Source organism: Chryseobacterium sp. MEBOG07, assembly GCF_021869745.1.
Taxonomy (GTDB): Bacteria; Bacteroidota; Bacteroidia; order Flavobacteriales; family Weeksellaceae; genus Chryseobacterium; species Chryseobacterium viscerum.
On the sequence record NZ_CP084579.1, the window covers coordinates 1,290,761 to 1,306,447 of the forward strand.

Below are 15,687 nucleotides of genomic sequence, written 5' to 3' on the forward strand. Positions count from 1 at the left end.
ATAAGTTCCGATTAATCGGCCTTTAGTATCATATCGGTTAAAATTTTTAGTCCAATTTTCATCATCAATATTTTGATAAAAGTTGCCAGAGGAAGGCTCTTGGTATTGAGAGAAGAATTTGGAGCATCCTGCATAACATCTTGTCCAAGAATTTGTCCCGGAAGAATCGGGGCTCCCAATGGATATGCATCATAATAATTAATACTCAATAGGGTCATACTTCCTGTAGGGAAGGCATTCTTTGTGTAAAAAATATCAATACCATTGAGGTTAAATGGTGTTGTACTTCGGGATTCGTTATTTCCTGGATTGGCAGCCATATTATTAAGAGCCGTCTGCATAGCTGTTCTAGTTGCACTGTTAGCAAAAAATCCAGTATAAACAATTCTTCCGAACTGATCATATTTGGTAAATATCCAGCCTTTTTTATTGAAGTTGTTATTTAAACTTCCCATCATAGGGTCTTGGGTAAGTACAATTCTGTTTTGCTTATCGTATACCAGAAATTCCCAGTCATCTTTTCCGGGTGGGCGCTTTTCTACCAGCCTGCTTTTATTATCATAACGATATTGATAACAAAGAGCATTGAGAGTTGTACCGTCGGTATTTCCTGAAGCAGAAGCAAGAGGAGGGATTACAAAAGAAAGTTGGTCATATTCATTATATACATAATAGGTATCTGCATTTTCTGAGGCACTGATGACTTTTCTATTTAAAATAGTTCTTCCTTCTCCATCCACAAAGTTAATAACCTGGTAATTATCTTCATCAAGTTTGGTATTCTTATAGAGCTGATTGTTTCCATAAGTTCCTGATACAGTAAGCAGGGAAGAGGTTGCTCCATTAACCCATGTGGTTGTGGTAACATATTTTTTTACCTCTCCGGCCGTATTTCTATCATAGTTAAACTGAGTAGATTTATTGCTCCAGTCATTTCCTAGCTGTATCTGTCGCTGAACCCTTTCTACAGGAGAATTTTCAAAAATTTTCTCTGCATAAATTTTCTCTGTACCATAAACGGCCGGGTTTGTCGCATTATTTAATGGGTTATAATTTATAGCTCCATTTTGTGTTGTCTGCTGAGGGACGGGTAAATATTCTTTAGCCTGTCTGCCATACTGATCATATTCGATATGAGTGATCAGGTCTTTTCCTGAAGGTGTAGATTTTACGTTAATTGTTTGTTTTATTCTTCCAATACCATCAAAATATTGGACAGTCCATAATGGTTGTTTTATAAGGGTATCTGCTCCTTTAGAGACATAATTTTTAACTGAAATAAAATTTTCAGCAATACTTAAGCCTGTGCTCTGAGAATATAATAGGTTTCCCCAAAAGCATATTATTAAAAATATTATTTTATAACTTCTCATTTTAATATTCAAATTCAAATTTTAAAGGGTTCGCTGAATTATTTCCTACGGATCCTGATATTAATTTAATATATACATTCCCTGCGGTATCTATTCTGATATTCCAGGTTCTGTTTGCAGGAGTGTCTCCAAATACTCCACCAGGTGGTTCCACATAGTTTGTAACTGTTCTTTGAACTGATGGAACACAAGTGCCACTCATCTGACCAATTTTAATTTCATTATTCCAATAACTTGCGTTTATCGGATACCCTCTGAACGTAACCTTGAACACTACATTGGTATTGCTGTAATAACTGTATACATTACTGGATAACAAGACGAAATTGTTAGCTATCGTAAAAGGACATAATGATTTTGTATAGCATAATCCATAAATATTAGCTTCAGCTGCACCATTGATATCGGCTTCGTTTTGAGCTTTTTGATTAGCGTCTGCCTTACTTATTGTAGAAAAATATTTATTTTCAGGAACAATATAGCCATGCATGCCACCCTCTGAATCAGGCCCACAGTTTGATCTTTTATAAGATGTATATAAAGCGTCATTGTAAAATCTCTGGGGTGCAAAATTATAATCGTATGTTTTCAATAGATTACCATCCATATCTACTACTTTTTTAGGTCTGTTTAACCCGTCATATTTATAAGTTTGTCTTTTTCCGTTAGCATCTGTAAGACTTTTAATTCCTATTAACGGATCATACACAAATGTGGAAATCTGAAAATCTTTCAGTTCCGGCTTAAGTCTGAAATTATCTAATGCTGAAACCAGATCTCCTTCTGCAGCTTCATTGGTATCCAAATTTGATTTTGAAACAATATCCAGTTGCAGGTATGATGTATTGCTGGCAGGGTCTAAATTGTAAGCAGACATTACCTGAGAATAAGTAGCTCCTTTAATTTCGGCAATAGGAAGGGTTTGTTTATAACCGTATAAAGTAGTTGTAGGAATTCCATTGCTGTTTCTCGATTGTAATAGATTTCCAAAGTTATCATACAGTTCCATAGATTCTTTTTCCTCAACGTTGGCTGATGCAGGATTATCTAAAGTGAAATTAGAATCAAGAAGGGATGCTCTTCGCTTATTTAATTTTACAAAATTCCCGGTCTCAGCATTTTTAGCATAAACGTTTTCTTCCAGTTTAACCTTATTATTTTTGTTTAATACCCCTTCAATAACTGGCAATACAATATTATTATCTGTCATATATTTATAGACAGATAATTTACCTCCAACGAGGTCGTTGTCAGACGGGCAGTTTCCGGTAATACATGCGCTGTTATTGCGTATGATATCTTGTGGATAATACGTTTTTGTAATTATTTTTCCATTATAAACAGGTGGGTTGTAAGGCAAATTCCATTCATACGGTAAGTTTTCTGAAGTTTCAATAGAATAGGGATGCCAATAAAGGTAGTTTTTGTTATACTTCAGGTATTTTTCTCTATTAATTAATTTCCCACCAGTGTACGAATTGCCGTTAAAATCCTGATAGGGAAGTGCTTCCGTAGTTTCTATTGCTATTGGCAGGTAGGGGAGAACTGGCTGATACTGGTAATAACCAAGATAGTGTAACTGAGATGGGTTGGATGGATTACTAGCCCATAAAGAGGCTTTAGCTTCTACATAGTATCTGTCATCAGAAATTTTACAGGTTGTACAAGTACTGGAAATTTCATTCACAGGATTTGCTCCACTCAGAAAGTTGGTATACTTTATTTTCTGTGTAAGAAGAGCGAACATACCATCATCATATTTAACGAGCTTATACAGTTTTCCTCTTTCATTACTTTTATTAACTTTTAAAGGTAATTTACCTTGTAAATCAGGTCCTGTATTGGGAGGAGAAGTACTGGAATGTACTTTTGTAGCTGTGGAATCCGGATTGGAAATAAGGTCTGTAAAATAATAATCGTTTTTCTCTTTACCGGTTATCATTTCTCTTACTTTGCTGTATCGCACATATTCATCATAGTATCCTCTGTAACCACTTGTAGTAGTGGTAGTACTGTTAGTACCACCGTCAAACCAGTTTAAATTGTCTACAAAAACACTGGATTGATCCTTATAAGTCAGTATTCCTGAAGATTTTCCATCATCATTTTGATAGGAATATTGTTTTACCAATACCGGAGTATTGGTCATGTCAAAGGTGGATACCATTTTCAGTCTTTGTCCGTCAATCTTAGAATTTTTATCCGTTAGATTATTAAACTCAGAACCAAAACTTGATTTGAAATAATAGTTTATTTTGAAACATCATTTTGTTCATATTCAAATTCTTCCCTTCCTTGTGTAGGATAAACGATACTTTTCAGAAGACCTCCGAACCCTCCATAGTATTTTATACCAGATGGATCTGTTTGAATGGTATTTCCTGAGTAATCTGTATGATAATTTAAACTATATTTCTCGTTATTATTGACAATAGACTGAAGTACACCTGCCGCGTAATCGAAATCAATATTTTTAATCTTTTTCTTAAAACTCTTTAATTGGATTTTTTTCAGAAATGGTTTTGTATACGTTCTGGTACCCTGTACGTAATCAAAACTTAACGTACCGTAATCTGATATTTTAATAGAATCTAATATTCCTATCTTTTGATAGATATCTACACGGGTCATAGCCATGCTGGAAGAATTCATGGAAGAAGACTCAGAGTTATTATTGAAATCCCTTCCTTGCCCTTCTCCTAAATAGATGTTATTGCTTAACAAAGTACTGTTGGAAGGAATTCCCACCGGATAATCACCATTAAGATACTCCCCTCCATTGGTAAATGGATCTAATACACTTCTATTGCTGTTTTTATAAAATGCTTCAAGTATTCTCCCATTAGCAAGTTTTACTTTTTTTAGGTAGAATGCAGATATATAATTAGTATGTCTATTTGTGTAAAAATCAGTAAAATAAGTAAAAGTACCATCATCTCTGAATGCACTATAGGTATATTTTGTTTTGCCATAATATATATCGCTAGTATTATAGTCCCCCCCAAAATAAAATTCATTTCCTTTGTCATCTTTCATTACAATATCAGGGAATGAATTAATCGGCTGGAAAATATCATGACATTTTTCTCCTCTATAGGACGCTGTTAAGTTTCCATTCTCTGAATACACTAAGAACTTACCGGCATTATCATAAATCATATAGCCCGTATATCCCATAAAATCAAAATAAAATGTATTAGGTTCATACGTATAAAATCTTACATCAGTATTAGGATTGGCTAAAAGCTGTTTTTTGGTAGCGCCGTTTCCGGGTGTGTAAATAAGGCAGTTATTTCGGGAACTTGTAGAAAACCCGGAGGTTTGGTTAGCCCCAAGAACCTGAGGTGCATGAAGATCTCCAGGTTTTTTAAAAGCCACTGTAATTTTACCGAATGTGTTAAAATTCCAATATGCTCCAACAATGGATGATTCTATTTTAGGAATTTCCTGCAGGTAATCTATGCTGCCGTTCAAAGATAAACTCCCTAAATCAATATTGTATAAAGGAACAGATAAACTAAGTTTTCCAACATTATAATTATTAGATATATTTATTTTCTTTCCTAAATTATAGTCCTCAATAGTTTTTCCCTGAGCATCAATCATCTGGCAGGCTATAAGCAATAGTCCTGTCAGATATATAATTAATTTGTTCATTAAAATTGTTCTGTTATTTTTTTATCAGTTTAGCGTTAGCTGTTTTATTTGTATCTGTTTTGATGGCAATCAGATAGGCTCCTTGTATTAAAGCCTGTGTATTGATCTTGGTGACTTTGTTCTTTGTTTTTATACTCTGAATTTGTCTTCCGCTCATATCATATAGCATAATATCAACCTCTTTAAAATCAAATCCGATTTCTACATAAGCATAGTCAGATACTGGATTCGGATAGATTTTGATATCATATTTCTCTATCAATTGACCAACCTGTTTGTCTCCCAGTTTCACAATTTTCCAGTTCTCTTCTCCTAGCTTTGTTGCGCTGGTTCCAGCCAAAATAATAGAACCATCTCTATTTAATTTTAAATCTGAAAGTCTTTCTTCTTTTTGTCTGGATTCCCCAGTGACATGCTTTCTCCACTGTTCATTACCATTCAGGTCTAGATACATTATCCAGAAAGTTTCGTCATCCTTTTCTACTCTTTTTTCAGCCTGAGTATAACCACCCAACAGAATTCCTTTTGAAGACTTATCATCAGCTGAATGAAGAACGCTTAGTCCCATCAGGATATCTCTGTTTTTGAAGTTGTAAGACTTTTGCCACTGCTCATCACCTCTTTCATTCAAAGAGATCAACCAAAGGTCTGTTCCTTCTTCTATGCCTACCGTTTTATTTCCTGATCTTTCCGATCTGGATTCACCACCAATGATATAACCACTTGAAGTTAATGCCAGTGTTCTGATATGATCATCTTCTTTTCCACCAAAATTCTTTTCCCATTCTACTTTGCCGTTTTTATCCAGCTTTACAATCCAGTAGTCACCCTCTCCGGAATTTTCAGATTGTTTTAAATAATGAGTAATGGGTAATGAAGATTGAGTTCCAGATTTTGGATCATTAGTAGGGTTATTGCTCTTTGATGATCGTTGATTACTTGTGGCAGTTGTTCCGCCTCTTGAGTAAATACCCAGTAATGCTCCTCCATCCTTTGTTGGAGTCATTTTTTCGATTTCGTCCAGGCCTTTTCCTCCTAAAATTAACTGAGAAAGCTCCTTTCCGTTTTTGTCTAATCTTGTGATGAAGACATCCTTGGAACCGTAACCTTTTGAATAGTTTTGAATGTTTCCAGCGATAAAAAAACCTAGATCTGTAGTTTGAATCACCGACTTGGCTTCTTCATCCGAAGAGCTTCCTAATGTTTTTTGCCATAATTCATCTCCGGATTCATTGATTCTGATTAACCAGATATCAGCCCCTCCTTTAGAATCGTCTTTTTTGTCTAACCCTTTTCCAGAATAAGATGTTCCTGCTAATAGAAATCCACCATCTTGGGTGGTTACCGTAGCAGATAAATAATCATGGTTTTGTCCGGAAAAATATTTTTCCCAGACTTCTTCTCCTTGCTGATTCAGTTTTACAAGGTGAAAATCGTAACCGTTGTTTTGTTTTTGAAGATTGGCTGCTTGTGATTGGCTTTTAACCTGAATGCTGCTTCCTGTGATAAGGTATTGCTGATCAATTGTTGTAGTGACTTGACTTAGGAAATCCTGGGTAGAGGATTTGATGTCTTTTTGCCACAACACTTCTTGGGCAGATGTACTCAGAACAGCGCATAAGGTTAGCGCACTGAGATAGAACTTTTTCATTCCCGCGTTATTGTTTTTTGAGTTAGTATTAGTTTTTATAAACCTCCGCGAATTTAACTGTTTTTAACAAGGTTTAAAGGCCTTATTAATGTGGATTAATATGAGTTTTGTCACCTTTTGGTGTCTTGATTTACTCTTAGTTGATTTAATAATAATGTATTTCTAAGAATGAAGAATATTCTTGTCTGACCACTGGGAAAGTATAGTGTTAAAAAACAAAAACCATCCTTAAAAAAGGATGGTTTGTAGACCCACAGGGATTCGAACCCCGACTGACGGTACCAAAAACCGGAGTGCTACCGTTACACTATAGGTCTGTTTCTATGCTGCGAAATTATAGAATTTATTTTAAATATGAAAATCAAAATTAAAGATTAATTAACATAATAGAGGAGTAATTGCTTTACTTATTGATTGCCAAATCATTATTTTTTAATAAAAAAAATCAAAAAACTTACTTTCATCGTAAAATAGCAGAGTTGTGGATATTGTTTATCCAATTTTAATTGAAAACATTCTCATAGATTATCCCTTGTATAGTTGCTTTGAGAGTTTTTTCTAAGCTAATGTTCTTAAAACTATAATTAAATAATAAAATCTTATCTTTGCAAAAAATTGGGCTCCAAAAGTTGGAGTAACCCATTAATAACATATCCTGAGCATAGCAAAAGGATTATTAAACATTTTTTATGTCAAATATTGTCGCAATCGTTGGGCGTCCCAACGTAGGAAAATCTACGCTTTTTAACCGTTTATTAGAAAGAAGAGAAGCTATTGTAGATTCTACATCCGGTGTTACCAGAGACCGTCACTACGGAAAATCTGACTGGAATGGAGTAGACTTTACTGTAATTGATACAGGAGGTTATGATGTAGGTACAGATGATATCTTCGAAGAAGAAATCCGTAAGCAGGTACAATTGGCGATTGATGAAGCAACTTCCATTATCTTTATGATGAATGTTGAAGAAGGGCTTACTGATACAGACTACGAAATTTACAGACTTCTTAGAAGATCCAACAAACCGATTTATATCGTTATTAACAAAGTAGATTCTTCTAAAGAAGAACTTCCTGCAACAGAATTTTATCAGTTAGGTATAGATAAATATTATACACTTTCTTCTGCTACTGGTTCAGGAACAGGAGATCTATTAGATGATATCGTTAAAGACTTCCCGACTACAGACTATAAAGACCCTTTTGAAGGATTGCCCAAAATTACTATTGCAGGTCGTCCAAACGTAGGAAAATCAACTATGACCAATGCTTTATTGGATGTTGAAAGAAATATTGTAACGGATATTGCAGGAACTACAAGAGACAGTATCCAGACTTTATACAATAAATTCGGACATGAGTTTGTATTGGTAGATACAGCAGGGATGAGAAGAAAGTCTAAAGTAAATGAAGACTTAGAATTCTATTCTGTAATGAGATCTATCCGTTCTATTGAATATTCTGACGTAGTTATCATTATGGTGGATGCTACACAAGGATGGGAGTCTCAGGATATGAACATCTTCGGATTGGCTCAGAAAAACAGAAAAGGAATTGTAATCCTTGTTAATAAATGGGATTTGATTGAAGACAAGCAGACCAATACGATACGTGATTTCGAAAAATCAATCAAAGATAAAATCGGTCAGTTCCAGGATATTCCAATCTTGTTCGTTTCAGCTTTAACGAAGCAGAGAATCTTAAAAGCTGTAGAACTGGCAATGGAGGTTTATGAAGACCGTAAGAAGAAGATCAAAACTTCAAAATTGAATGAAGTAATGCTTCCGATCTTCGAACAGACACCACCACCAGCATTGAAAGGAAAATATATTAAAATCAAATATTGTGTACAGCTTCCTACGCCGTCACCACAGTTTGTATTCTTCTGTAACCTTCCGCAGTATGTGAAGGAACCGTATAAAAGATTTACTGAAAATCAGTTGAGAAAAGAATTCGGATTTACCGGAGTTCCGATTGAAGTATATTTCAGACAAAAATAATAAGAACAATGTTCACAAAGAAATCCGGTAAGCTTGCTTACCGGATTTCTTATTTTCATCTAAATTTATAGGAGAATAATTTCTTTTCTTGCCTACATCCATTTTTCATAGACCAATCTTACAGGCTGGTAACCTTGGGAAGAAAGCCAGCTTTGCATCGTATCATTGGTACAAAGCGTATAACGGTATATTTTCCGGATTTTATAGCCTTCATATTCTTTTTCAAATGCTTTATTGAGAGCAGAGTAGATTCCCTGCTTCCTAAACTCTTTTTTCACATACCCTTCAGAAACATATAAATCATCTCCCTCTCCAGGTTCAAAATTACTGTCGTCTCTCTCTTCAATATATCCAAAAAGAAAACCTATAGCTTTTCCATCAATTTCTGCAATAAGAAAAGTGCCCTCATTTTCTTCCTCACATTCTGACATAAAGCGGAGATAACTTTCCCGGATCTGGCTCCAGTCGGCAGTTTTATCATTCATTGTTTTTTCTGAAACATGAAGTTCACCTACCAATTCATCTACAATAGGAAGATTTTCATTGATTTTTATTTTTCTGATGGAATAATTCATAATGATGTTTTTTTATTTGTTGGAAGCAGGAAGAGGGGAGTTGGAGGTTTCTATTGCGCAATAATATAATCCTTGTTATTGATGCGTAAAACAATTTTAATTGGAAAGATATGTATTCCTTTTCTGAATTTTAATCACTTCCATCATCCGGCCTCCATCTCCCTGCATAATTACTTTCCTCTCAACGGACTTCCATACCACGACGTGTTATCGGAAAGAACTTCTCCTTTCATAACCAGAGAAAGAGGATCTATGTTGACATTATTTCCAATCTCACTATCATATAAAATAATTGTTCTTGAATTGATCGTTGTCTGGCTTCCAATTTTTACACTCCCTATTTTCATGATTCTGTCTTCAAAAAGATGGGTTTGAGGACCGCAATCTTCGTTTAGCATTGTTTCATCTCCGATAGATACCATGTCAAATTCTGTAATGTCAGTCGTATTAAGCCATACTCTTTTTCCGATTTTTACTCCCAAAAACCTCATGAAGAATGGCAGCCAGAATGTACCCCGCAGAAAATCAAGAAAAAACTGTACAGGAAGTGCTTCATAGATGGTAGTGATTCCTTCGCTCAACCATACTTTCATACTGTACATAGGCATTTCGGTTTTCTTATACTTTCCAACTAATACCCACTTCAGCAATACAGTGAAGAAAAATGAAGGTAACGCAACAATCCCCAAATAATAAAACGGAGCCAGTAAAAGAAGATAATGAATATTCCCTTCTAGATAAGTACTGGTATACGCAATGAATAATACACTGCAAATGATGACTACAGTTTGTGGAAGAATAATCCTGATTCCTTCTACAATAGCTCTGGCAAGCTTTAGACGGAATGGAGGATTGTAGGTAAGATTATCCTGGAATACTTCAGATTTTTGTCTGGAAGGAAGACCTATTGGAGGAGATCCGAACCAGTCTTTCTCAGTGGAATTTTTCAACTGTTCTTCAGAAGGAGCTTTACTCAGAACGCCAATCAGCATATTATTTCCAAGCTCATATCCCTGCGGAATCAATCCGCTGTTTCCAACAAAGCTGTTGCTTCCTATGGTCGTTTTTGATAAAATTAATTTTTCATTTCTTACATCATGTTCTCCAAGAATCACAGCATCCGCAATAAAGGAACCTTCTCCAATTTCTAGAAGATGGTGAGAAACATCACTGGCAGTCGATATCTCTGCATTTTTTCCTACTTTTGCGCCCATCATTCTGTAAAATTTACTGATATAAATGGATGCAAAAAGTGGATGTACTATTATAAGAGACAGGTTGAAAATTTGATCCTTTATCCATTTTTTATAATACATAAAACTGTACACAGGATAGATTCCCGGTTTCATATTGTATTGTAAAATTCTGGTCAGTATACTTACCACTCCAATAAACAATAAAATATACACGGTAGAAAGTATCGGAGCCTGCCATAAATAATAAAAATTATAATCGGCTGAGCGGTCATCCAGATAATATAGGGTATAAAGAGTAGGAGCTAAGGGCAAAACAATAAGAAGAGGAAAGAAAAATAGTGAGCATGCATACATGAATGCAAATCGATTTCTCTTGCTTGCTGACGCCAGTTTTGGAACTTCAACTTCTTCACCTGATTTTACTCTTACTTTTTCAGCAGGACTCCCGTTCCAGACTTCTCCAAATCCAATTCTTCCACCTTCATTAAGGCAGCTTAAATCCTGAAGTTCGCCAAATTCCTCAATAACTGTATCTCCACACACAATAACAGAAGAACCAAGGTAAGCATGCGCTTTAATATGTACTTTTCTTATTCTTAAAATACCATTTTCAACAGAAGCATTATCAATACTGCAGCCGGAACTGGTATTCACATTTTCATCAATCGTTACAAGATCTTCTGCTGAGATAGGAAGTAGGCTCAATTGAGCGCTGGGATGCACCTTTACCCCAAGCAATTTTAAATATTTCGGATATAAAGGAGTTTCTACAATAAACTCAGAAGGAAGTAATCTTTTAATTGTTTTCCATAGCCACCATCTGAAATAATACCAGCCCCAAAGCGGATAGTCTCCTTCTTTTATTTTTCCGATCACGAGCCATTTGGTAAGAACGATAATGATGGAATATACTGGTGGAATCAACGTATACAATAAAACGGCACTCAATAAAGCATAATGCAGTCCGTATCCATTAATCTGAAAATAATAATAGCTTAAATAAGGGAAAAAGATCTGAATACTTAATAAGGCGAATACAAGCAGTAAACTGATCGTCTGGGCAATATTACAGGCAATATACTGAAACGTTGAAACCCTGTGAAAAGGCTCCTGATGAGATGCAGTCTGAGTATGTTTATTTTTGAGACATTCAGCATAAGCTGACAAAGGACGGTTCTCATAGATTTCTTTTAATGAAGCAGTAGGAATTCCCGCTTTTTGACGAAGGTGGGAAACTAAGGTAGCTGCCAGCAGGGAATGTCCACCCAGGTCAGTGAAAAAATCCTGATTCAGATTAATTTCTTTTCCTGGAAAGACCCATTTCAAAGTTTGAATAAGTTTTTCCTCTACAGGAGCTTCAGAATCAATGTTGATATCTTCATTTTTCTCATGGCTGGTGAAACTTTCGGGAATGGGAAGTCGTTTTCTGTCTATTTTACCACTGGGCATCCTCGGCATTTCTTTTAGAAGAACAATAGAAATCGGAACCATATAAGGAGCCAGAAACTTCGCCAGTTCCTTCCGCATTTCATTTTCATCAAAAGAAGACTCATTGTTCATCACGGCATATCCCACAAGCTGTCCCTGCTCGTTGGAATCTTCTTTTACAGCTACGGCAGCTGAAGAAACATCATGGAGCTGGTTCAGCCTGGATTCTATTTCGCCAAGCTCAATTCTGTAGCCGCGTAATTTGATCTGATCATCTATTCTTCCCTGGAAATCGATGAAACCATCTTCACGTATAATAACGGCATCTCCGGTTTTGTAAATTTTGTCTCCAGGAAGTTCTTCCGGAAATGGATTAGATAAAAATTTCTGTTCGGTGAGCTCAGGAAGGTTAAAATATCCATTACTTACCCCGGGACCGGAAATAACCATTTCACCGCGCTCTCCACGCGCCACGATATTCATATTTTCGTCAATCACGGCAACATGATAATTGGGAAGAGGAGGTCCTATTGTCAACTCTTGTTGACTATTCAGTTGAGCCATGTTGGAGGAAACCGTTGTTTCCGTAGGTCCATAGCTGTTGATAAATGCTCTGTAGGGTTTAGCCCATTTTTCCTGCACCTGTTTTGTACAGGCTTCACCTCCCGTATTGATCAGTCTGATGGCAGGAACTTCATCAATAATGGCTAAAATACTGGGAACTGCATGAAGTACCGTAATTTTATTTTGGGTTAAAACATCGCTGAGTTCATCTATTGCTTTTACAGTAGTGGCATCAGCAATCCATATAGTAGCCCCAGCAAAGAGACTGATCCATACTTCCTCGCACCACATATCAAAAGAAACGGAGAACCCCTGATACACAATATCTTTATCTTTTATTCCTATAAAATCCTGTTCGGAACGTATCAGATGACAGATATTCCGGTGCGAAATGGGAATTCCTTTAGGATTTCCGGTACTTCCTGAAGTGAACAATACATAGGCCCAATTGTCCGGTTTATAGTCCGAAACAGCTGAAGAAACAGGGTTTGGAGGCTGAGGAACAATTTCTAAATGCTTACAGTGAATATGAGCATCAGTATCAGAAAAATAGGTCTTAACATTGATGTCTGTAAAAACTTTTTTTATTCGATCCTCTGGCATTTCCCGGTCTAAAGGAATGTATGTGGCACCAGCCTTCAAAATTCCAAGTATGGCTACAGGAAGCTCAAGACTTCTGGGATACCATACTCCTACACGATCACCGGGCTGTACTCCCTGATCTTGCAGTTGAAGGGCAATGGCATTGCTCCAGCTGTCTAGTTCAGCATAGGATAATTTTTTATTTTTAAATATAAAGGCTGTTTTATCTTTATATTTTTCAAAGGTGGGAACCAGTAATTCAGGCAGGGTTTCTTCTTTGATAAACTCCGGGCTGATCTTTCCTAAAATAAGGCTTTTCATCATTTAAAAATTACAATATAGTATAGAGGGAATATTTGATAAATATACTTGATTTCTCCTCAGGCTCAATCTTTCAATTCGTTTTTTAGTTGTAATTTTGCAAGAATTAATATCAATTAACTGAAATTAAAAAAAAATAAAATTTTCATGCTTACTATTTTATCGCAAAACTTTTCTCTTGTCAACGAATGGATCAACGAACTTAGAAACGTTGATATTCAGCATGACCGAATGAGATTCAGAAGGAATATGGAAAGAATCGGAGAGATTGCCGCTTTTGAAATCAGTAAAGGACTGGAGTATAAAGATGTTGAAATTCAAACTCCCTTAGATACAATAAAAAGCAGAGAAATTGCTGTACAGCCAGTTATTACAACTATTTTACGAGCAGGAGTACCATTGTTTGAAGGGATCCTGAACTATTTGGACAGAGCAGACTGTGGTTTTGTAGCCGCGTACAGAAAACATGATGCCAACGATTATTTTTCCATCAAACAGGATTATCTTACGTGCCCAAGTATCGAAGGAAGACCTTTGATCGTAGCAGATCCTATGTTGGCAACTGGTGCTTCTTTAATTGAAGCGATTAAAGATTTGCTGACCAATGGAAATCCCACTCAGCTTCATATTGTGGCAGCTATTGCGTCAAGACAAGGAGTTGAAACTATTCAGAATGCCTATCCTGAAGCTCACATCTGGGTAGGAGCCATCGATGAGCAATTAACATCCAAAGGTTATATTACACCTGGACTGGGAGATGCCGGTGATCTTAGTTACGGAGAAAAACTTCAAAGATAATTTAAGAAAGATTCCAGAAATCTTTTATTAAGTTCAAAAATAAATGAGGTCGTACTTTATCCATGGGATGCTTTGTATCCGGAAGTACGGCCAATTTTGCGTTAGGAAGGCTTTTGTACACTCTTGTGCTCTCTTCGATCGTTACCATATTATCCTTGTCTCCTACCATAATTTGAACAGGAACAGTAATAGCAGTCAGATTATTTTCTAAAGGAGGATTTTTACCCAGACCAATCATTAAATCAGCAATGGCCGGAAGAAGTTGCTTCCATTTTGATCCGTGCTGAGATTCTAAAAGTTGAGCATACTGCGGAATTTTTTCAAGAATAACATCAGGATTAAGCATCTTGCTTTCTTTTAAAGACTGTTCTTCAGTCCAGTCAAACTTCGTTCCCAGCGTTACAATAGAATTTACATTTTCAGGAGCTTTCATTGCGTAACAAAGTGCTGCATAACCTCCCATGCTGTGCCCGAAGATGGAAACATCTGTCAAATTATTCACTTCACAATATTCAGATAATTCCTGAGTATATTTTTCAATACTGATGCCTTCTGCAGGAAGTTCTATGTTTCCGTGTCCTGAAAATAAAGGAGTATGTACGGTAAAATATGATGACAGAGTGCTCAGATAAGGCGTGAAAATATCGCTGTGACCTAAAGCTCCGTGTAATAAAATCAGATTGGGCATAGTGGTTTAGTTTCCGGAAAATTAGGAAAAAGAATTGAATAGGGAAAATAGATTGGGTAGGAGTGTGGGAGGGTTTGAGAGTCTGAGAGTTCTAGAGTTTTAGAATATTTTTAATATAATCCACTCACCACGTACCCCGAATCTTACCCCGCCGAAACTCATATCCCGTACCTCGAAACTCGCATCTCGCACTTCACATCAAACATCCAGCGCCATTACTAAAACACTTACCTTGTTATTCCCTGCATTTAAAATCTCCCATGCAATAGATGAAACCGTATTTCCTGTGGTAAAAACATCATCAATCAAAAGAATATGCTTTTCGGTAACAGGGTGGGTCACGGAAAATGTATTGACAGCTTCCAGTCTGTGTTTCTTATCCTTTAATGCTTGTGCCTTTGAATAATGATTTCTCTTGATTAATTGATGATCAAAAGGGATTTTATAAAACTCAGATAAAGTCTCTGTGAATAGATGAAGCTGATTGTAGCCCCGTTCTTTCAATTTCTTGGGATGAAGAGGCACGCTTACCAAAAGGTCAGGTTTTTCGTCCTTAAAATCTAACCGTTCAGTAGTCCATTCTGCAAGAATCTTTCCTGTTTTTTTCCGGCTTCTGTATTTCAGTTCATGAATAATCTGCCGGCTTAGGCTTTCCTCTTCAAACTGTATTAAAGCAAAGGTATTCTCAACAGGGAAAAGTAATCTGCATTTTTCTTTAATCGGATTATTTTCAAAATAATCATAATGTGTAAAATGAATCTGGCTAAAACAAAGATCACATACCAAAAGTTCAGAACCGATGATTGTGTTACAGTGAACGCAACGATTAGGAAATAATAAGTCTAATATCATGA

Annotated in this window: 10 protein-coding genes and 1 tRNA gene; 2 read left to right on the plus strand and 9 right to left on the minus strand. The window is 36.1% G+C overall.

From position 1 onward, the window contains the following. Window positions 1-11: 11 nt before the first annotated feature. The 5 genes from LF886_RS05875 to LF886_RS05895 all read right to left on the minus strand — a co-directional run bounded on the left by LF886_RS05875 (window position 12) and on the right by LF886_RS05895 (window position 6,998). A complete protein-coding gene (locus tag LF886_RS05875) occupies window positions 12-1,385 on the minus strand; it encodes a DUF6443 domain-containing protein (protein WP_236853189.1) in 1,374 nt (457 codons plus the stop codon). Continuing rightward, window positions 1,375-3,540: a DUF5977 domain-containing protein gene (locus tag LF886_RS05880; protein WP_236853190.1), complete on the minus strand. Its 2,166-nt coding sequence runs from the start codon at window positions 3,538-3,540 to the stop codon at window positions 1,375-1,377. The genes LF886_RS05875 and LF886_RS05880 overlap by 11 nt, the downstream gene beginning before the upstream one ends. An 83-nt stretch (window positions 3,541-3,623) precedes the next feature. Beyond that, the gene (locus LF886_RS05885; protein ID WP_236853192.1) at window positions 3,624-5,030 is read right to left on the minus strand and encodes a hypothetical protein; all 1,407 of its coding nucleotides are present in this window, start codon (window positions 5,028-5,030) and stop codon (window positions 3,624-3,626) included. A gap of 13 nt (window positions 5,031-5,043) precedes the next feature. Further along, a complete protein-coding gene (locus tag LF886_RS05890; protein WP_236853194.1) occupies window positions 5,044-6,681 on the minus strand; it encodes a T9SS type A sorting domain-containing protein in 1,638 nt (545 codons plus the stop codon). 246 nt (window positions 6,682-6,927) lie between these two features. Further along, a tRNA-Gln gene (locus tag LF886_RS05895) sits at window positions 6,928-6,998 on the minus strand. 372 nt (window positions 6,999-7,370) lie between these two features. Here LF886_RS05895 and der point away from each other — a divergent pair. After that, complete coding sequence (gene der / locus LF886_RS05900; protein WP_236853196.1) at window positions 7,371-8,681, plus strand: ribosome biogenesis GTPase Der; 1,311 nt, start codon at window positions 7,371-7,373, stop codon at window positions 8,679-8,681. A gap of 92 nt (window positions 8,682-8,773) precedes the next feature. Here der and LF886_RS05905 read toward each other — a convergent pair whose 3' ends face one another. After that, a complete protein-coding gene (locus tag LF886_RS05905) occupies window positions 8,774-9,256 on the minus strand; it encodes a GNAT family N-acetyltransferase (RefSeq protein ID WP_236853198.1) in 483 nt (160 codons plus the stop codon). 170 nt (window positions 9,257-9,426) lie between these two features. Beyond that, window positions 9,427-13,350: a Pls/PosA family non-ribosomal peptide synthetase gene (locus tag LF886_RS05910; RefSeq protein ID WP_236853200.1), complete on the minus strand. Its 3,924-nt coding sequence runs from the start codon at window positions 13,348-13,350 to the stop codon at window positions 9,427-9,429. 144 nt (window positions 13,351-13,494) lie between these two features. Here LF886_RS05910 and upp point away from each other — a divergent pair, with 144 nt between their 5' ends. Further along, on the plus strand, window positions 13,495-14,145 hold the full coding sequence (gene upp / locus LF886_RS05915; protein ID WP_103234442.1) for a uracil phosphoribosyltransferase: 651 nt from the start codon (window positions 13,495-13,497) through the stop codon (window positions 14,143-14,145). A 1-nt stretch (window position 14,146) separates the two neighbouring features. On the opposite strand, the gene LF886_RS05920 is transcribed toward upp, so the two are convergent. Together LF886_RS05920 and LF886_RS05925 are read right to left on the minus strand one after the other, a co-directional pair. After that, the gene (locus LF886_RS05920; protein ID WP_236853202.1) at window positions 14,147-14,833 is read right to left on the minus strand and encodes an alpha/beta fold hydrolase; all 687 of its coding nucleotides are present in this window, start codon (window positions 14,831-14,833) and stop codon (window positions 14,147-14,149) included. A 198-nt stretch (window positions 14,834-15,031) separates the two neighbouring features. After that, the gene (locus LF886_RS05925) at window positions 15,032-15,685 is read right to left on the minus strand and encodes a ComF family protein (RefSeq protein ID WP_236853204.1); all 654 of its coding nucleotides are present in this window, start codon (window positions 15,683-15,685) and stop codon (window positions 15,032-15,034) included. Between the last annotated feature and the right edge of the window lie 2 nt (window positions 15,686-15,687).

What these genes read in the sequence shown, in the direction of transcription:
- LF886_RS05880 (WP_236853190.1), bottom strand. Translation starts at nt 3,540, where the DNA reads ATGGTATCCACCTTTGACATGACCAATACTCCGGTATTGGTAAAACAA.
- LF886_RS05885 (WP_236853192.1), bottom strand. Translation starts at nt 5,030, where the DNA reads ATGAACAAATTAATTATATATCTGACAGGACTATTGCTTATAGCCTGC.
- LF886_RS05890 (WP_236853194.1), bottom strand. Translation starts at nt 6,681, where the DNA reads ATGAAAAAGTTCTATCTCAGTGCGCTAACCTTATGCGCTGTTCTGAGT.
- der (WP_236853196.1), top strand. Translation starts at nt 7,371, where the DNA reads ATGTCAAATATTGTCGCAATCGTTGGGCGTCCCAACGTAGGAAAATCT.
- LF886_RS05905 (WP_236853198.1), bottom strand. Translation starts at nt 9,256, where the DNA reads ATGAATTATTCCATCAGAAAAATAAAAATCAATGAAAATCTTCCTATT.
- LF886_RS05910 (WP_236853200.1), bottom strand. Translation starts at nt 13,350, where the DNA reads ATGATGAAAAGCCTTATTTTAGGAAAGATCAGCCCGGAGTTTATCAAA.
- upp (WP_103234442.1), top strand. Translation starts at nt 13,495, where the DNA reads ATGCTTACTATTTTATCGCAAAACTTTTCTCTTGTCAACGAATGGATC.
- LF886_RS05920 (WP_236853202.1), bottom strand. Translation starts at nt 14,833, where the DNA reads ATGCCCAATCTGATTTTATTACACGGAGCTTTAGGTCACAGCGATATT.
- LF886_RS05925 (WP_236853204.1), bottom strand. Translation starts at nt 15,685, where the DNA reads ATGATATTAGACTTATTATTTCCTAATCGTTGCGTTCACTGTAACACA.